This window comes from uncultured Microbacterium sp., from assembly GCF_963524805.1.
Classification (GTDB): Bacteria; Actinomycetota; Actinomycetes; order Actinomycetales; family Microbacteriaceae; genus Microbacterium.
Genome location: NZ_CAURGG010000006.1, coordinates 24,294 through 42,429 on the forward strand (window position 1 = coordinate 24,294; position 18,136 = coordinate 42,429).

Here is an 18,136-nt window from a genome sequence, read left to right on the forward strand (position 1 = left end):
CGGCACGCTCGCGCCGCTCGTGCTGCCTCCCATCCGGACTCGCAGCAGTCGCCTGCTGCATCACCGTCGGTTCCGGATTTCCACCGGATCAGCCTCGGCGGCACCCCATCGGGATGCCGGTTCCTCAGCTCGCGGACTATCACCGCCGGTTCGGATTCACACCGACCCCGGAGCACGTAATGCACTTGAGTGTAGTCAACGCGTTCCGGCGCGATTCATTCCATGTCGCTGAATGAAGGGCGCGCTCACTCGGTGAGCGCGCGGGCGGCCGCCTCGTCCACGACGAGGTCGGTGACCAGACCTGCCGCCAGCGCGCCGCGCACGCTCACGACCTTCGAGGCGCCCGAGACGATGCACAGGCGCCGGGGCACGGCGCGCAGGACGTCGAAGCGCGGGCCGGTGGCCCGGTCGTTCAGGGGGATGCCGTCGCTGGATCCGTCCGCGCGGAAGAAGACGGTCGCGACATCGCCGACCACGCCCTCCCGCTCCAGGGCCGCGAGCTCGTGAGGCTCCAGGTATCCGCCGGCGTACACGTGGCTCGGCACACGGGAGCCGGCGGACCCGGTGCTGAACACGACCAGGTCCATCGCGGCGTGCATCGCCAGGATGCGCCGCGTACTGCGCTCGCGCCACATCGCACGCTTCGTGCGGGGGTCGTCGAAGAATGCGGGCACGGGGAACTGCTGGGCGCTGCCGCCGTAGGCCGCCGAATACCGGCTGAGGATCTCGCTGGCGTAGAGCAGACCCGTCGTGTGCGTGTTGCCCGACCCGTTCAGCTGCACGAACGTCGTGCCGTGGACAGGCTTGGGCACCAGACGCCTGCTCACCGCCTCGGTTGTCGATCCCCACGCCACGCCGACGGTCATCTCGGGGCCCACCAGGTCTCCCAGCAGGTGCGCGGCGGCCACCGCGACCCGCTCCTGCCGTTCGACCTCATGGGTGTCGTCGGGAACCGGCACGACATGCGCGGTGATCCCGAACCGGTCGGCGAGGCGCTCCTCGAGCAGCTGCGGGGCCGCGAACGGAGAAGTGATGCGGATGTCGACGATGCCGGTCGCCCGCGCGTGGCTCAGAAGCCGCGAGACGGTCGAACGCGATGTGCGCAGTTCGTCCGCGATCGCCTCCATCGTCCGCTCCTGCACGTAGTAGAGGTGAGCAGCAGTCAGCGCCCGCTGCAGAGTGCGGTCATCGAGGAGGTCGTCCATCGAGCCAGCCTTGCACATATGTGCAATCGGCCTGCAACAACGTCCACGAGTGTCAGGATGGATTCACCGAAGGAACGACGATGATGGGGGATCGCGATGACCGACGCCGTTCGAGACGCCTTCGCCGCCCTGGCGGCACGGCCGTACGCCGACGTGCTGATCGTGGGCGGTGGGATCAATGGGCTCGCCACCTTCCGGGACCTGGCGCTGCAGGGAATCGACGTCGCCCTGGTCGAGCGTGCCGACTTCGTCAGCGGAGCATCGGCGGCCTCCTCGCACATGATCCACGGCGGCATCCGCTATCTCGAGAACGGGGAGTTCCGCCTCGTCCACGAAGCGGTCACCGAGCGCAACGCGCTCCTGCGCATCGCCCCGCACTTCGTCCGCCCGCTGCAGACGACGATCCCGATCTTCTCCACGTTCTCCGGGGTGCTCAGCGCACCGCTGCGCTTCCTCCGGCACGGCGGCGGCGCTCACACCGAGCGCGGAGCGGCGCTCATCAAAATCGGTCTGGTGATCTACGACTCGTTCTCCCGTGGCGGGGTCTTCTCGAGCCAGGACCGCGTTCCTCGCCACACGTTCCGCGGGCGCAAGCGCTCGCTGGAGGATCTGCCCGAACTCAATCCCGGCATCACGTACACCGCCACCTACTGGGACGCGTCCCTGCACGACCCCGAGCGGCTTGCGATCGACGTGCTGCAGGACGCGCGAGCCGCCGGAGGCGACCGGGCGCGCGCGGCGAACTACACCGCCGCCGTGGGTGCCGAAGGGGGGCGAGTGGTGCTCCGCGACCAGGAGACCGGGCAGGAAGTCGGTTTCGCCGCATCCGTCGTCATCAACGCGTCCGGGCCGTGGACCGATCTCACCAACAGCGCGCTCGAGCACCCCACCCGCCTGATGGGCGGCACCAAGGGATCCCACATCGTCCTGGACAACCCCGAGCTGCTCGCCGCCACCGGTGGCCGGGAGCTCTTCTTCGAGAACGCCGACGGCCGTATCGTGCTCATCTACCCGCTCAAAGGCCGGGTGCTCGTGGGAACGACCGACCTCGAGCACCGCATGGGCGAGCCGACCGTCTGCACGGAGGCGGAGGTCGACTACTTCATCGACCTGATCGGCCAGGTGCTTCCTCGCATCGAGGTGGACCGCGCACAGATCGTGTACCGCTTCTCCGGGGTCCGCCCGCTGCCCGGCCACGGCGACCTCCCGGCCGGCTTCGTCTCGCGCGACTACCGGATCGAATCAGCGCCGCTTGCGGACTCGGACACGACGGTGCTCAGCCTCGTCGGCGGCAAGTGGACGACGTTCCGGGCGTCGGCCGAGAACCTCGCCGATCACGCCCTGGAGCTGCTGGCCGTTCCGCGTCGCACCTCGACGCGGGGAGTTCCGATCGGCGGCGGCCGAGGCTACCCCACCACCGAGCGGGCGCGCCGTCAGTGGATCGACGGCCACGCGCACGGGCTCGACCCGGCGCGGGCGGCGATGCTGCTCGACCGCTACGGCACCGTCGCGGCCGAGGTGATCGAGGCCATCGTGGCCGACGCCGACGACGCCCTGCTGCGGACCGTCCCGTCCTACAGCACGGCGGAGCTGCGCCGCCTGGCGCGCACCGAATCGGTCGCGCACCTCGAAGACGTGCTGCTGCGGCGCACGAGTCTCGCTTTCATCGGCGCCGTCACGGCCGAATCGGCTCGCGAGGTCGCCGAGGCGATCGCGCCGGTCATGGGATGGGACGAGGTGCACGTCGGTGCCGAGACCGAACGGGGGCTGGCCGCGGTGCACGCGGCGGACCCCAGGTGGACGGGCACCGCGCCGGTCGAGCGTTCCGCGACGCCGGTCGCACATTCCGCGTCGCGCTAATCTGACCGCAGGCGACCGCCGTCGAGTCCGCCGCACGCCGAATCGAGGGAGATCCCCGTGTCCGACCACGTTCTGGCGATCGACCAGGGAACCACGTCCACTCGCGCGATCGTCTTCGATGCGAGCGGCGGCATCGTCGCGGTCGCACAGCGCGAGCACAAGCAGATCTTCCCGCGTGCCGGCTGGGTCGAACACGACCCCATCGAGATCTGGACGAACACCCAGTGGGTGATCGCCGCCGCCCTCGACGACGCGGGCCTGTCCCCCGAGGACTTCGCCGGCGTCGGCATCACGAATCAGCGCGAGACCGCGATCGTCTGGGACCGCCGGACGGGGCGCCCGGTGAGCAACGCGCTGGTCTGGCAGGACACCCGCACGCAGCCGCTGATCGACCGGCTGAGCGCGGACGGCGGCGTCGACCGCTTCGCGCAGATGACCGGCCTGCCGCTCGCGACGTACTTCTCGGCATCCAAGATCGCCTGGATCCTCGATAACGTGCCGGGCGCCCGCGCCGACGCGGAAGCGGGGCATCTGCTGTTCGGCACGCCCGACACGTGGCTGATCTGGAATCTGACCGGCGACACCCGCGGCGGCATCCACGTCACCGACGTCACGAACGCCAGCCGGACGCTCCTGATGGACCTCGAGACGCTCACGTGGTCCGACGACCTGCTGGAGGTGTTCGGCATCCCGCGGTCGATGCTGCCCGAGATCGTCTCCTCGTCCGGGGTGGTCGGGGCGGTGCACGAGCCGCCCGCGGCGCGCGGCATCCCGATCGCCGGCATCCTCGGCGATCAGCAGGCGGCGACCTTCGGGCAGGCGGCCTTCGACACCGGGCAGTCCAAGAACACCTACGGAACGGGCAACTTCCTGCTCGTCAACACCGGGTCCGAGATCGTGCGCTCGCAGCACGGCCTCGTGACGACGGTGGCCTATCGCTGCGGCCAGGAGCGCGCGCACTACGCCCTGGAGGGATCGATCGCCGTGACCGGGTCGCTCGTGCAGTGGCTGCGCGACAACCTCGGGATCATCAACTCCGCGTCCGAGGTCTCGCGGCTGGCGCTGACGGTCGACGACAGCGGCGGCGCCTATTTCGTGCCCGCGTTCTCGGGACTGTTCGCCCCGTACTGGCGCCCCGATGCGCGCGGCGCGCTGGTCGGGCTGACCCGCTACGTCAACAAGGCGCACATCGCCCGGGCGGCGATCGAAGCGGCCGGCTTCCAGTCGCGCGACGTCATCGACGCGATCGTCGCCGACACCGGACGCGAGCTCACCGAGCTGCGCGTGGACGGCGGAGGCTCGCGCGATGACCTGATGATGCAGTTCCAGGCCGACATCCTCGGGATCCCGGTCGTTCGCCCGGCGATCATCGAGACCACGGCCCTCGGCGCCGCGTACGCGGCCGGCCTCGCCACCGGCGTCTGGCCCGACCGCGACGCGCTGCGCGCGCAGTGGCGCGAGGGCAGGCGCTGGGAGCCGCAGATGCCTCCGGATGAGGCGGACCGGCGGGTCCGGCTCTGGCGCAAGGCCGTGTCCAAGTCGCTGGACTGGGTCGACGAGGACGTCACCGCACTGTCGTGATCGCTCTGTGACCTGATCGCTATTTGAGCAGTCGCGACAGGCGCCGATCGGCGAGCACCTTGCCGCCGGTCTGGCAGGTCGCACAGTACTCCAGCGAGTTGTCGGCGAAGAAGACGCTGCGCACCACGTCGCCGCACACCGGACACGTCTCCCCACGCCGACCGTGCACCTGCATTCCGCGGCGCTTGGCGTCCTTCAGCTCGGCAGGGGGCTTGCCGGATGCCGCAGCCACCGCCTCGGCGAGGGTCTCGGTCATCGCCGCGTAGAGCCGGTCGATGTCCTCGGGTGTGAGGCTGGCGGCCAAGGCGTACGGCGACATGCGCGCGTCGTGCAGGATCTCGTCGGAGTACGCGTTCCCGACCCCGGCGAGGATCGACTGATCGCGCAGCACGCCCTTGATCTGCGTGCGGCGCCCCTCGATCAGACCCGCCAGCGTGTTCCGGGTGAAGGTGGGTTCGAGCGGATCCGGGCCGAGGCGTGCGATCCCGGGAACGTCCTGCGGGTCGTTCACGACGTACACGGCGAGCGACTTCTTCGTGCCGGCCTCGGTGAGATCGAACCCCGACCCGTCCGAGAGCGCGACGCGCAGGGCGATGGGCGTCTTGCCCGGACGGATGAGGGTCGAGGGCAGCTGGTCGTACCAGCGCAGCCATCCCGCCTTGGCGAGATGGAAGATCAGGTGAGGTTCGGAGTCGCGGGCCGGCGTGGTCGTGGCGAGGTCGATGAACTTGCCGTGCCGTGAGGCCGACGTGATCTCGGCGCCCACCAGAGCATCGACGGGTGGATCGTACGTCTTGAGCGCGGCGAACGCCGACACGGTGACGCGCGTGACGGTCAGGCCCGTCGCACGCCCCCGGAGGAAGTCGACGAGGCCCTGCACTTCGGGCATCTCCGGCATGCTTCCATCCTCGCACGCGGGGTCGGGCTGAGCGCGGGAGCGTCAGTCCTCGAGCACGGGCCAGGGCTGCGGCATCCGGTCGTCGGTGTGGAGCAGGCCCGCGATCCAGGCGTCGTCGCGCCCGAACGCGTTCGCCAGCACCTTTCGGGATGTGCCCTCGTAGCGGAACCCGAGCGCGCGGGCGACACGGGCCGACGCCACGTTGCCCACGACCGCGCGCCACTGGATGCGCTGCAGCGCAGGGCCGGACGTGCTGAAGCTCCAGTCGATCACCGCGCGTGCGGCTTCGGTGAGCAGGCCGCGGCCGCGGGAGGCCGCGTCCATCCAATAGCCGATCTCGCCGGCGCCGCCGAGGGTGATGCCGTGCACGCCGATCATGCCGGCGAGCGTGTCGCCGTCCCGGATCGCCCAGGTGGCTTCGACGCTGGTCGTCCATCGGTCCTGCGCGAAGGGGATGAAGCCCTCGGCGTGCGTGCGCTCGTACGGCGACGGCACGGTGGTAAACCGCTGGATGTCGGGGTCCTGGCAGGCCTGGAAGATCGCGTCGACGTCGGCTTCGGTGGGCACCGAGAGCGTCAGGCGCTCGCTGCGCAGCACGACGGGTCGCATCCGGCCAGGCTACCCAGCGCGGCGGGGCGCGGGTTCGCGCGCACGGGCTGGCGTGTCGTCGGAGCTCCCTTGCCGAATTCAGGCTGAGCGCGCAGGACGATCGCCGCAGCCGCCTGGTTCCGGGGGCCGAGAAGCCGGCGCAGGGCAACCAGCCTGAATTCGGCATCTAGTCCTCCCCAAGCCGACGCCGAGCGGACGATCTCCACCGGTCGACCAGATCGGGCGGCGCCCCAGCGGCTCCGCGCCGATCGTGGCTGGATGCAGACAGCTCACCGCTCCTTCACGACCGCCGAACTCAGGGCGGACGGCCTGACGCGAGGCCGCATCAGCGCCGCCGTCCGAGCGGGCCTGCTCATCCGCACTCGCCGAGGGTTCTACGTCGCACCCTCGACTCCGGACGCCATCGTTCGCGCGGGCCGCGTCGGTGGGAGGCTGACGTGTCTCTCCCTCCTCGTGCTCATCGGGGTCTTCGTCCTGCACACGGACAGGCTGCACGTGCACATGGCGCGCAACGCCAGCCGCATGCGATCACCGCACAGCCGCACAACTCGGCTGGAATCCCGCTCGCGGCGCGGCGTGCGCCTGCACTGGATGCCACTGATCGACGAGGTCGGCCGCGACTCGACGTGTGTGTCGGTCATCGACGCGCTGGCTCACGCGGTGCTCTGCCAGGCGCCTCGGGCGGCGATCGCGACCCTCGACAGCGCCCTGCACCTCGGATGCGTCACGAGCGTGGAGATCGCTGAGGTGTTCCGCGTGCTGCCGGCCAAGTACCGCGCGCTTCAGCCTCTCCTCGACGCCCGCGCCGAGTCGGGTCCTGAGACGCTGATGCGCCTCCTGCTGCGCGGACTCGGATGTCGGACCGAGCTTCAGGTGGAGTTCGACGGCGTCGGCCGCGTCGACCTCGTCGTCGACGGATGGCTGGTGATCGAGTGCGACAGCAGGGAGTTCCATCACGACTGGGAGCAGCAGATGCGCGATCGCGATCGCGATCTCGCACTCGCCGCCCTGGGCTTCGTGACTCTCCGCGTCACTGCCGCGCAGATCATGTACCGCCAGGACGAGGTGCTGCAAGCGGTCCGCGGTCTCCTCGCCGGCCGCTGACGCTCGGGACCCGGCCACGTCGGGATGCCGTAGTCAGGTCGGGATGCCGTACTCAGGCTGTGCGCGCATCTCCGGCCGGCGACCCGTGCAACGGCGCCGATCCCGCCGTGATCGCCCCGGCGCAGCCTGAATTCGGCCGGGCGGCGAGACGCAGCCACCCAGCGCAGCCGCGCCGAGCTACACCCGGCGGAGCAGCCCCACCCGGTCGTACACATCGTGCAGGGTGCGGTCGGCGACGGCGGCCGCCCGGTCGGCATTCGCCGCGAGCACGCGGTCCAGCTCCGCCTTGTCGTCCAGCAGCTCGAGCGCACGGGAGCGCACGGGCCCGAATTCGCCCACCACGACCTCGGCGAGACCCTTCTTGAAGTCGCCGTAGCCGCGACCGGCATACTCGTCCTCGATCGCGGGGATCTGGCGGCCGGTCAGTGCCGCGTAGATCACGAGCAGGTTCGAGACCCCCGGCTTGTGCTCGCGGTCGTACCGCACCGATCCCTCGCTGTCGGTCACCGCGCGCATGATCTTCTTCGCGCTCACCGACGGGTCATCCAGCAGCCAGAGCACCCCGGCGTCGGACTCGGCGGACTTCGACATCTTCGCGACGGGGTTCTGCAGATCGTAGATGCGCGCGGTCTCCTGCTGGATCACCGGCATCGGCACGCGGAAGGTCTCGCCGTACCGCGCATTGAAGCGCTCCGCGAGGTCGCGTGTGAGCTCGACGTGCTGCTTCTGGTCATCGCCCACGGGCACGATGTCGGTCTGGTAGAGCAGGATGTCCGCTGCCATCAGCACCGGATACGTGAAGAGCCCCACCGACGTGGCATCGGCGCCGTAGCGCTGCGACTTGTCCTTGAACTGCGTCATGCGCCCGGCCTCGCCGAAGCCCGTGATCGTCGACAGGATCCACGCGAGCTCGGGATGCGCGGGCACGTGCGACTGGACGTACAGCGTCGATTTGGACGGCTCGATGCCGGCCGCGATGTACTGTGCGGCGGTGCGCCGGGTCTTCTCGCGCAGCTCCGCCGGGTCGTTGGGCTGGGTCAGCGCGTGCAGGTCGACGACCGAGAAGAACGCGTCGTACGCCTCCTGCAGGTCGCGCCACTGCATGAGAGCCCCGATGTAGTTGCCGATCTGGAGCGAATCGGCCGACGGCTGCATGCCGGAGTACAGGCGGGGTTTGCTCATCAGACGATCTTATCGGCGATGGATGCCGCTCCCTGTGCGGCCGGAAGCGGTCAGGACCCGAGCTGGTAGTCCACGATGACCGGCGCGTGATCGCTCCACCGGGTGTCCCAGGAGGGCGCGCGTACGACGCGGTAGTCGGTCACCCGCTCGGACAGGGCGCGGGTGATCAGCTGATAGTCGATCCGCCAGCCGGTGTCGTTGTCGAAGGCCTTGCCGCGGCTGGACCACCACGTGTACGGCCCGTCGACGTCGCCGTGGAAGCGGCGGCCGACATCCACCCAGCCCAGCCCGAGACCGACCGAGCCGTCGACGGCGGCGACGCGGCTGCCGGCTTCGCCGAGGAACCGGTCGAAGTACGCGCGCTCGCGGGGGAGGAAGCCGGCGCTCTTGACGTTGCCCTTCCAATTGCGGATGTCCAGCTCGCGGTGCCCGACGTTCAGGTCGCCCGTCACGACCGCGAACGGGGTGGTGGCGCCGAGCTGAGCCATCCGCACCGCCATCTCGTCGAGGAACAGCCACTTGACGTCCTGCCGGGGGGTGTTGGCCTCGCCCGTCGGCACGTACGCGCTCACGACCGTGAGCTGCTCGCCGCCGAGCTCGAAGTCCGCTTCGATCCATCGCCCGGTCAGGTCCACCGTGCCGTCACCGAGCCCTGCCCGCACCGCGGCCGGCTCGATGCGACTGGCGACCGCGACGCCGGCCCGGCCCTTCGCGGCAGCCTCGTCGTTCACGAGGTGCCACCCCGGCAGCGCCAGTGCCAGATCGGACGCAGTCGCCCGCACCTCCTGCAGGGTGATGATGTCGACGTCGGCGTCCTCGAGCCAGGCGCCCATCCCGTTGCGCACCGCCGCCCGGATGCCGTTGACGTTGATCGAGGCGAGGCGGATGCGGTGGGGCACGCGTTCCAGACTAGCGATGGTCTCCGACGTCGGCCTCGGCAGCGGGAGCCGCCGCTTCGCCCTTCGCGACGCGCTTGGCATGGCGGGCGGCGAGCTTCTCGGGCGACGGAAGAGCCGGGGCGGACTGCTCGACCGCCTCCAGCTCCTGCTCGGCCTCGCGCACCGCGAAGTCGGCTCTCCATGCGCGATACCACGGCGCGGCCGCGCGCGCCTCGCGCGCCGTGCGCAGTCGCACGTTGGCCGCCACGAGCAGCGCCTGGTGCTCGGCGGCGATGCGTTCGGCCTCGGTCGGCGCGAGGATCGGGATGTCCTTGTCCTTCGTGGCGACGGCGATCCAGGCGGCCGCCACGAGCATGACGATCCCGCTGATCTTGAACCACAGCAGCAGTCCGACGAAGATCGCGAACGTCGCCAGCAGGGGATTGGACGGGGTGTAGCTCAGCAGCAGGCCCGCACCGAACTGCAGCACCGTGAGGGCGGCTCCGCCCAGCAGTGCCCCCGGCCAGATCACCCGCCAGCGCAGCTGGGTGCCGGTCAGGAAACGGAACAGCGCCGCCAGCGCCGCGGAGTTCAGCGCGAACGACACGACGACCGACCCGATCCGGATGCTCACGTCGACCATTCCCGGAGCGAGGTCGATCCCGAAGAGGGACAGGAGCCAGGTCAGTGCCCAGGAGCTGATCGAGGTGAGGATCGCACCGACGATCAGCGCCAGGCCGAAGATGATCGCGGCGATCAGGTCGCGCGCCTTCAGCAGGACATAGCTGCGCCGGTCGGGGGGGATGTCGAAGATGTCGCGCACCCCGCGTCGGGAGTAGGTGACCCACCCGATGGCCGTCCAGATGACGGTGCCCAGCGCGATGATGCCCGTCACGCCCAGCACTCCGGTCGTGCTCGAGGCGATCTCCTGCACCTGGGCCGGCGTGACGACGCCGCCCGTGTCGCTGATCAGACCCGGGATGTAGCTGTTGATCAGGGCGATCATCGCGTTCACGGCATCGACGTTGCCGCCGAGCCAGAGCCCCGTGATCGCGAACGCGACGTAGATGGCCGCGAAGATGGCGAACAGCGCCTGATAGCTGATTCCCGCACCCAGCAGGAATCCGTTGTTGATCAGGAAGTGCCGCCAGACCCGGATCGGAAACCAGCCCATCGTGGTCTTCGTGAGCTTCGTCGCCCGCTGGATGGGCTCGTCGAAGCGCTCCCGGAACGACTCCTGCGTCGCCTCCCAGCGCTCGCGGAGGGTCTCCTCCTCGCGCACGGCGTCCGCCGCTGCGGCAGCGGCGCTGAGGTGGCTGTCGCTGCGCGCGCTCTTCGGACTCACTGTCACAGGCTAACGATCGGCGGATGCCGCGGCGTCAGCCTCGTGGGGTGAACGGGACTCGGACGACAGCGCCGCGTCCGCGGCGACCGGCGGGCGGAAGCGGCGGGCGATGAACAGGACCGGGACCAGCAGCACGGCCGGAAGCAGGAAGGCGATGCCCAGGCCGGGTGCGTCGGCGAGCAGGCCCAGCAGCACCGCGCCCAGGACCGCGCCGGCGTAGTTGAACAGATTGACCCGGGCGATGATCTCGTCGCTGCGTGCAGGAGCGAGACCCCCGGCGGAGGTGAAGGCGAGCGGCACCACGGCCCCGACGGCCACGCCGGCGAGCGCGAAGCCCACGATCGCCGCCGCGGGGAAGGGAAGCAGTGCGACCACGACGCAGCCGATGATCGAGGTCGCCGTCGCCGCCAGAACGACCCGCGCGCGTCCGAAGCGTCCCGATGCGCGGTCGGTCGCCAGCCGGGTGATCAGGATGGCCGCCTGGTAGGCGGCGTACCCGAGCGGCGCGAGGGCGGCGACGGCGAGCAGGTCGTCCTGCAGGTACACGGTGCTCCAGGTGCTCACCGCGGAATCGACCGTGAAGGCGGCGAGGATCACGAAACCGAACAGCCAGATCCCGCGCCGGGGGAGCGGAGACCGCGCCCGCCCGCCGACCGGAATGGCCGCCCGCGCCGGGTCGAACGCGCCCAGGCCGAACACGGCGACGATCAGCGCGACCGCCGCCGCGAGTGACAGCGGCAGGAGCACGGCGACTCCGGCGGCCGACGACCCTGCCACCGCCAGGGCGCCCGCGATCGCAGCGGCCGTGTATGCCGCGAAGTAGCCGCCCATGATGTCTCGGCCGTAGCGGCGCTGCACCAGGACGCCCTGCATCGCACCACCGGCATCCACTCCGCCCAGCCCCAGTCCGTACAGGCCGAAAGCCGCGATGAACACCCACAGGGGCATCCCCGGAACCAGGACGGACACCACGATCAGCAGAAGGGCCATCACCTCGAGACCCAGCCCCACGACCAGGGCCACCCGGCTGCCCCGCCACTTCGCCAGGATGTCGGCCTTGACCGATCCCAGCGCAGCGGTCACGCACACCAGCAGCACGATCAGCGAGACGCCGACATCATCGATGCCCTGCCGATCCTTGAACACCGGCAACGACGTGACCACGACCGCGTAGCCCAGACCCTGCGCCGCATAGGCGGCCGTGACGGCGATCCGAGAGCGGATGACGGGTACAGGGATGCTCACGATCGGAGCATACTCGCGGCTACCGCCCGCGCAGGACCGCCTGCTTCACCTCGGCGATGGCCTTCGTGACCTCGATGCCGCGAGGGCAGGCCTCGGTGCAGTTGAAGGTGGTGCGGCAGCGCCACACCCCCTCCTTGTCATTGAGGATGTCCAGGCGCACATCGCCCGCGTCGTCGCGCGAGTCGAAGATGAAGCGGTGCGCGTTCACGATCGCCGCCGGGCCGAAGTACTGCCCGTCCGTCCAGAACACGGGGCACGACGAGGTGCATGCCGCGCAGAGGATGCACTTGGTCGTGTCGTCGAAGATCTCACGGTCGACGATCGACTGGATGCGCTCCTTGCCCTTCTCGGGCGTCGAATTGGCGATCAGGAAGGGCTGCACCTCGCGGTAGGAGGCGAAGAACGGCTCCATGTCCACGACCAGATCCTTCTCCAGCGGCAGACCCTTGATGGCCTCGACGTAGATCGGCTGCGAGATGTCGAGGTCCTTGATGAGGGTCTTGCACGCGAGCCGGTTCCGGCCGTTGATGCGCATCGCGTCGGACCCGCAGATGCCGTGCGCGCACGACCGGCGGAAGGTCAGCGAGCCGTCGACCTCCCACTTGATCTTGTGGAGGGCATCCAGCACGCGGTCTGTCGAATACAGCTCGACGTCGTAGTCGACCCAGCGGGGTTCCTCATCCACCTCGGGATCGAACCTTCGGATGATGAAGGTGACCAGGAAGGACTGGATGCCGGTCTCGGCCGGCGCCTGCTCGATCTGGTCCGGAGCATCGGTGACGACCTCGGTCGTCTCCACCAGAGTGGACATCATCTCTAGTACTTCCTCTCCAACGGCGGGTAGCGCAACTGCCCGGCCTCGTCCTTCGTGAAGACGACGGGCTTCCAGTCGAGGCGGATGTGGTCGTCGGAGTGGGACGAACCGGCATCCCCCGACAGGTAGGCCATCGTGTGCTTCATGTACTTCTCGTCGTCCCGCGTGGGGTAATCGTCGCGCATGTGCCCGCCGCGGCTCTCCTTGCGGTTGCGCGCGCTCACCACGACGACCTCGGCGATGTCGAGCAGGAAGCCGAGCTCGACGGCCTCCAGCAGGTCGGTGTTGTAGCGCTTGCCCTTGTCGTCGACGTGGATGTTCTTGAAGCGCTCGCGCAGTTCTTCGATGACCTCCAGCACGCGGCCGAGGGACTCGTCGGTGCGGAACACCTGGGCGTACTTGTCCATCTCGTCCTGCAGCTTCTTGCGCAGCACCGCGATCCGCTCGGTGCCGTTGCCTGCCCGCAGGCCCTCGATGAGCCCCCGCACCTCTGCGGCCGGGTCCTCGGGGAGCGGCACGAACTCGGCGGTCTGCACGTACTGCACGGCGTGCTTGCCCGAGCGCTTGCCGAAGACGTTGATATCCAGCAGCGAGTTCGTGCCGAGGCGGTTGGAGCCGTGCACCGAGACGCACGCGCATTCGCCGGCGGCGTAGAGGCCCGGAACGACGGTGGTGTTGTTCGAGAGCACCTGCGCGTCGTTGTTGGTGGGGATGCCGCCCATCGCGTAGTGCGCGGTGGGCATGACGGGCACGGGCTCGACGACGGGGTCGACCCCGAGGTAGGTGCGCGCGAACTCGGTGATGTCGGGCAGCTTGGTCTCGAGCACCTCGGCTCCGAGGTGCGTGCAGTCCAGCAGCACGTAGTCGCGCGCGGGCCCCGCGCCTCGGCCCTCAGCGACCTCCTGCTGCATGCAGCGCGAGATGATGTCGCGCGGAGCGAGGTCCTTGATCGTGGGGGCGTAGCGCTCCATGAAGCGCTCACCCGACACGTTGCGCAGGATCGCCCCCTCGCCGCGGGCGCCTTCGGTGAGCAGGATGCCGAGACCGGCCAGTCCGGTCGGGTGGAACTGGAAGAACTCCATGTCCTCCAGCGGCAGCCCCTTGCGCCAGACGATGCCCACGCCGTCGCCGGTGAGCGTGTGGGCGTTGGAGGTCGTCTTGTAGATCTTCCCGAATCCGCCGGTCGCGAAGATCACGGCCTTGGACTGGAAGACGTGCAGGTCGCCCGTGGCCAGCTCGTATGCGACCACGCCCGCGACCTGCGTGCTGCCGTCCTCGGCCTTCACCGTGATGAGGTCGAGCACGTAGAACTCATTGAAGAAGTTGATCCCGAGCTTGACGCAGTTCTGGAACAGCGTCTGCAGGATCATGTGACCCGTGCGGTCGGCGGCGTAGCACGCGCGACGGACGGGGGTCTTGCCGTGATCGGCCGTGTGGCCGCCGAAGCGGCGCTGGTCGATCTTGCCCTCGGGGGTGCGGTTGAACGGCAGGCCCATGTTCTCGAGGTCGATGACCGCGTCGATCGCCTCCTTCGCGAGGATCTCGGCGGCATCCTGATCGACGAGGTAATCGCCGCCCTTGACGGTGTCGAAGGTGTGCCACTCCCACGAGTCCTCTTCGACGTTCGCCAGGGCCGCCGCCATGCCGCCCTGCGCCGCGCCGGTGTGCGAGCGGGTGGGGTACAGCTTGGAGATGACGGCGGTCTTCGCGCCCGGACCCGCTTCGATCGCCGCGCGCATCCCGGCGCCGCCGGCGCCGACGATCACGATGTCGAACTGGTGGTAGTGGACGCCGTCGCGGACGACGGAGCCTTCGGTCTGGGTGCTCACTGCGAGGTGGTTTCCGTCCTGGAGTCAGATCTCGGGAGTGCTACGAGCACAGCTCGGTGATCAGGGAAGAGGCCGTGTCGGCGTCGAAGCCGATGCAGGGGTCGAAGGTGAAGACGACGAGGGTGCCGAGCAGGATCAGCAGACCGGCGGACAGCGCGATCGCCCAGACGAGGACGCGACGCACCTTCGCGTGCGTGACGTAGTCGTTCGTGATCGTGCGCATGCCGTTGGCGCCGTGGATGAGAGCCAGCCACAGCATCAGCACGTCCCACCACTGCCAGAACGGAGAGGCGTACTTGCCTGCGACGAAGGCGAAGTCGATGCCCGAGATGCCCTCGCCGACCATCAGGTTCACGAACAGGTGGCCGAAGATCAGGATCACCAGGAACACGCCCGAGACCCGCATGTAGATCCAGCCCCACTTCTCGAGGTTCGGACCCGATCGGCGGACGGCGGTCTGAGGGGTGCGGGGATCGGCGATGGCGGTCATCATTCGCCTCCGAACGCGAGCATGAGGTGCCGGGGCGCGAAGCCGGCCATCGTGACGGCCCAGATGCCCAGAACGCCCCACCACAGCTGGCGCTGGTGACGCGTGGCCCACGGCCACATGTCGACCGCGATGATGCGCAGGCCGTTGTAGGCGTGATAGGCGATCGCGGCCACCAGGACCACTTCGCCCAGCGCCATGAGCGGGTTCTTGTACGTGCCGATGACCGCGTTGTACGCCTCGGGCGAGACCCGGATCAGCGCGGTGTCGAGCACGTGCACCAGCAGGAAGAAGAAGATCGCGACACCGGTGATGCGGTGCAGCACCCAGGACCACATGCCCTCGCGCCCGCGGTACAGCGTTCCGCGCGGAACCTTGGAGGTGGTCTCGGATACCGAAGGTATGGGGCGTGTGCCTATGGACACGGTCGTCCTCCCTGCTCGGTGCGAGGTCGTCTGGGGCCGGCGCGGACCTTGCGCTGACGCTTTCCCATCCTATGACCGCTCCGCCGCTGCGGGCGACGGGCGCCCGGGCCGAACTGTCTCGATGTCGAGAGAGTTCGCGGCACGCGCCCGACACATCGGCGAAACCTGCGTGACGACCGCCCCGGCTACGCTGGCGGCATGCCTGAGCCCATCACGGACTTCTATGCGGTCATCCCCGCCGGCGGCATCGGCAGCCGGCTCTGGCCGCTGTCCCGCGCCGACGCGCCCAAGTTCCTGCACGATCTCACCGGCTCCGGCCACTCCCTGCTGCGCGACACCTGGGATCGCCTGGAATCGCTGTCCGGACCGGACCGCATCGCGGTCGTCACGGGGCGCGCACACCGCGCGGCCGTCGAGCGGGAGCTGCCCGGCATCGCCGACCACAACGTCATCCTCGAATCCGAGCCCCGTGACTCTGCGGCAGCGATCGGACTGGCCGCCGCGATCCTGGTCAGGCGCGAGCCGGATGTGATCATCGGCTCCTTCGCCGCCGATCACGTCATCCGCCAGGTGCGCCAGTTCGACTGGGCCGTGCAGCAGGCGGTGGCGATCGCCCGCGAAGGCTACATCTGCACGATCGGGATCCAGCCCTCGGAGCCGGCGGTCGGATTCGGATACATCAAGAAGGCGGGCGAGATCGTCGTCGACGGAGCGCCCGAGGCTGCATTCGTCGAGCGCTTCGTGGAGAAGCCGGACCTGGACACCGCGCGCGAATACGTCATGGACCGTTCGTACCTCTGGAACGCGGGCATGTTCATCTCGCGCGCCGACGTGCTGCTCGCAGAGATCGCCGAGAACCAGCCGGAGCTTCACGCCGGTCTGGTCGAACTCGCCGAGGTCTGGGACGATCGCGAGGCCCGCGGGCCGGTCGTCGACCGCGTCTGGCCGGGATTGACGAAGATCGCCATCGACTACGCCGTCGCCGAGCCGGCCGCCGACAAGGGCCGCCTGGCCGTCGTCCCCGGCCACTTCGACTGGGATGACGTGGGCGACTTCGCGAGTCTGGCCAAGCTCAACTCTCATGGGCGGGGCAATGACCTCGCCATCCTCGGCGAGAACGCACGCGTGCTCTCCGACGCCTCCAGCGGTATCGTCGTGAGTCAGACGCGTCGTGTGATCAGCCTGATCGGCGTCAAGGACATCGTCGTCGTCGACACCGAGGATGCGCTGCTGGTGACAACGAGCGAGCACGCGCAGCGGGTGAAGGGCGTCGTGGACGCCCTCAAGCTCACCGGCCGCGGCGACGTCCTCTGATCCCTTCGCGCGCGACGCGGGTGGGTCCCGGTCGCACGGGCAGCGGCATCCGGTATCGGCCGTGTTGCGTCTTTGTAACCATTCCCGCCCAGCGGCCGTTCCGGTATGCAAGCGCGCCGTCACACTGGGTAACTTCGTAAAGTCGCCCGCGAAGTCCGCGGGGCACCTTTTATGGAGGCGTGAGTTGACAATCTCCACCACTAAGAAGTTCGTCGGTGTCGTTGCCGCCGCCGGACTGCTCGTAGCCCTTGCCGGCTGCGGGTCGGCACCCGAGCCGACCACCAGCGAATCCGCAGCAGCGGGCGGCGCCATCGACGGCTTCAAGCCGTGCATGGTCTCCGACGCCGGCGGATTCGACGACAAGTCGTTCAACCAGCTGGGATTCGAAGGCCTCGAGGCCGCCGCCGAAGAGCTGGGCGTCGAGTACGTCGCCGTCCAGTCCGATTCGGAGGCCGACTTCGCGCCGAACATCACCAGCCTGGTCGACCAGAACTGCACGCTGATCATCACGGTCGGCTTCGCGCTGGCCTCCGCCGCGGGTGAAGCCGCCACCGCCAACCCCGACATCGAGTTCGTCTCGATCGACGACGTGGTGGACAACGACTTCGACGGCACGACGGATGCCGAGAACATCAAGCCCATCATCTTCGACACCTCGCAGGCGGCGTTCCTCGCCGGCTACGCCTCGGCGTCGTACTCGCAGGCCAAGAAGGTCGGCACGTTCGGCGGAATGAACTTCCCGACCGTCTCGATCTTCATGGACGGCTTCGCGCAGGGGGTGGACTACTGGAACTCCGAGAAGGGCGACACGGTCCAGGTTCTCGGCTGGGACCGCGCTGCGCAGGATGGCGTCTTCACCGGTGGCTTCGCCGCCAACCAGGACGCGATCAACGCGGCGCAGGGTCTCGTCGACCAGGGCGTGGACGTGCTGCTGCCCGTCGGCGGCCCGATCTACCAGAGCGCCGCATCGGTGATCCGCGACTCCGGCCGTGAGATCGCACTGCTCGGTGTGGACGCCGACGTGTACGAGACCGACCCGTCGGTCGCCGACCTGCTGCTGACCTCGATCCGCAAGGCGATCGACGTGGGTGTCCAGGAGGCGGTCCTCTCCGCCGGCACGGGTGACTTCGACAACACGCCGTTCATCGGCACGCTCGAGAACGAGGGCGTGGCGCTGGCCCCGTTCCACGACTTCGAGTCGAAGGTCTCGCCCGACCTGCAGGCCGAGCTGGACACGATCCAGGCCGGCATCATCGACGGATCGATCCCCGTCGAGTCCTACCTCGCGGGCTGATCCCGCTTCGCGACGGGGAGGCTGGGCGACCAGCCTCCCCGTTCGCGTCTCCCCGCGCGCCCGGGC

16 protein-coding genes are annotated in these 18,136 nt (G+C 69.2%); 5 read left to right on the forward strand and 11 right to left on the reverse strand.

Annotated features, from left to right (window positions below; all coding sequences use genetic code 11):
* Nucleotides 1-245 precede the first annotated feature (245 nt).
* On the reverse strand, nucleotides 246-1,205 hold the full coding sequence (locus tag RWQ91_RS12165; protein WP_314506359.1) for a sugar-binding domain-containing protein: 960 nt from the start codon (nucleotides 1,203-1,205) through the stop codon (nucleotides 246-248).
* A gap of 96 nt (nucleotides 1,206-1,301) precedes the next feature.
* Here RWQ91_RS12165 and RWQ91_RS12170 point away from each other — a divergent pair, with 96 nt between their 5' ends.
* Together RWQ91_RS12170 and glpK are read left to right on the forward strand one after the other, a co-directional pair.
* Complete coding sequence (locus RWQ91_RS12170; RefSeq protein WP_314506361.1) at nucleotides 1,302-3,065, forward strand: glycerol-3-phosphate dehydrogenase/oxidase; 1,764 nt, start codon at nucleotides 1,302-1,304, stop codon at nucleotides 3,063-3,065.
* A 57-nt stretch (nucleotides 3,066-3,122) separates the two neighbouring features.
* Nucleotides 3,123-4,646, forward strand: a complete 1,524-nt coding sequence (gene glpK, locus RWQ91_RS12175) for a glycerol kinase GlpK (protein WP_314506363.1) — start codon at nucleotides 3,123-3,125, stop codon at nucleotides 4,644-4,646.
* Between the two features lie 19 nt (nucleotides 4,647-4,665).
* Here glpK and RWQ91_RS12180 read toward each other — a convergent pair whose 3' ends face one another.
* Complete coding sequence (locus RWQ91_RS12180; protein ID WP_314506366.1) at nucleotides 4,666-5,544, reverse strand: DNA-formamidopyrimidine glycosylase family protein; 879 nt, start codon at nucleotides 5,542-5,544, stop codon at nucleotides 4,666-4,668.
* Nucleotides 5,545-5,586: 42 nt separating this feature from the next.
* On the reverse strand, nucleotides 5,587-6,153 hold the full coding sequence (locus RWQ91_RS12185; RefSeq protein WP_314506367.1) for a GNAT family N-acetyltransferase: 567 nt from the start codon (nucleotides 6,151-6,153) through the stop codon (nucleotides 5,587-5,589).
* A gap of 258 nt (nucleotides 6,154-6,411) precedes the next feature.
* Here RWQ91_RS12185 and RWQ91_RS12190 point away from each other — a divergent pair, with 258 nt between their 5' ends.
* Entirely contained in the window at nucleotides 6,412-7,257 is an 846-nt protein-coding gene (locus RWQ91_RS12190) for a type IV toxin-antitoxin system AbiEi family antitoxin domain-containing protein (protein ID WP_314506370.1), read from the forward strand.
* A 177-nt stretch (nucleotides 7,258-7,434) separates the two neighbouring features.
* On the opposite strand, the gene trpS is transcribed toward RWQ91_RS12190, so the two are convergent.
* The 8 genes from trpS to sdhC are packed head-to-tail and all read right to left on the reverse strand — an operon-like array spanning nucleotide 7,435 to nucleotide 15,462.
* Nucleotides 7,435-8,439, reverse strand: coding sequence for a tryptophan--tRNA ligase (gene trpS, locus RWQ91_RS12195; protein ID WP_314506373.1), 1,005 nt, complete (start codon nucleotides 8,437-8,439; stop codon nucleotides 7,435-7,437).
* Between the two features lie 50 nt (nucleotides 8,440-8,489).
* Nucleotides 8,490-9,338, reverse strand: a complete 849-nt coding sequence (locus RWQ91_RS12200) for an exodeoxyribonuclease III (RefSeq protein ID WP_314506375.1) — start codon at nucleotides 9,336-9,338, stop codon at nucleotides 8,490-8,492.
* 10 nt (nucleotides 9,339-9,348) lie between these two features.
* Nucleotides 9,349-10,662 carry a YihY/virulence factor BrkB family protein gene (locus RWQ91_RS12205; RefSeq protein WP_314506376.1) on the reverse strand — a complete coding sequence of 438 codons (1,314 nt, stop codon included), beginning with the start codon at nucleotides 10,660-10,662 and terminating at the stop codon, nucleotides 9,349-9,351.
* 9 nt (nucleotides 10,663-10,671) lie between these two features.
* Nucleotides 10,672-11,907 carry an MFS transporter gene (locus RWQ91_RS12210; protein ID WP_314506378.1) on the reverse strand — a complete coding sequence of 412 codons (1,236 nt, stop codon included), beginning with the start codon at nucleotides 11,905-11,907 and terminating at the stop codon, nucleotides 10,672-10,674.
* A 19-nt stretch (nucleotides 11,908-11,926) separates the two neighbouring features.
* Entirely contained in the window at nucleotides 11,927-12,718 is a 792-nt protein-coding gene (locus RWQ91_RS12215; RefSeq protein WP_314506607.1) for a succinate dehydrogenase iron-sulfur subunit, read from the reverse strand.
* 5 nt (nucleotides 12,719-12,723) lie between these two features.
* Nucleotides 12,724-14,550, reverse strand: coding sequence for a succinate dehydrogenase flavoprotein subunit (gene sdhA, locus RWQ91_RS12220; RefSeq protein WP_314506380.1), 1,827 nt, complete (start codon nucleotides 14,548-14,550; stop codon nucleotides 12,724-12,726).
* 40 nt (nucleotides 14,551-14,590) lie between these two features.
* On the reverse strand, nucleotides 14,591-15,040 hold the full coding sequence (locus RWQ91_RS12225) for a succinate dehydrogenase hydrophobic membrane anchor subunit (RefSeq protein WP_314506383.1): 450 nt from the start codon (nucleotides 15,038-15,040) through the stop codon (nucleotides 14,591-14,593).
* Nucleotides 15,040-15,462 (reverse strand): succinate dehydrogenase, cytochrome b556 subunit, encoded by a 423-nt coding sequence (gene sdhC, locus RWQ91_RS12230; RefSeq protein ID WP_314506384.1) that lies wholly within the window; start codon nucleotides 15,460-15,462, stop codon nucleotides 15,040-15,042. Before sdhC ends, RWQ91_RS12225 begins: the two co-directional genes overlap by 1 nt.
* Before the next feature lie 198 nt (nucleotides 15,463-15,660).
* Between sdhC and RWQ91_RS12235 the strand changes: the two genes are divergently transcribed.
* Together RWQ91_RS12235 and RWQ91_RS12240 are read left to right on the forward strand one after the other, a co-directional pair.
* Complete coding sequence (locus tag RWQ91_RS12235) at nucleotides 15,661-16,776, forward strand: mannose-1-phosphate guanylyltransferase (protein WP_314506386.1); 1,116 nt, start codon at nucleotides 15,661-15,663, stop codon at nucleotides 16,774-16,776.
* Between the two features lie 184 nt (nucleotides 16,777-16,960).
* On the forward strand, nucleotides 16,961-18,070 hold the full coding sequence (locus tag RWQ91_RS12240; RefSeq protein WP_314506389.1) for a BMP family ABC transporter substrate-binding protein: 1,110 nt from the start codon (nucleotides 16,961-16,963) through the stop codon (nucleotides 18,068-18,070).
* Nucleotides 18,071-18,136 lie beyond the last annotated feature (66 nt).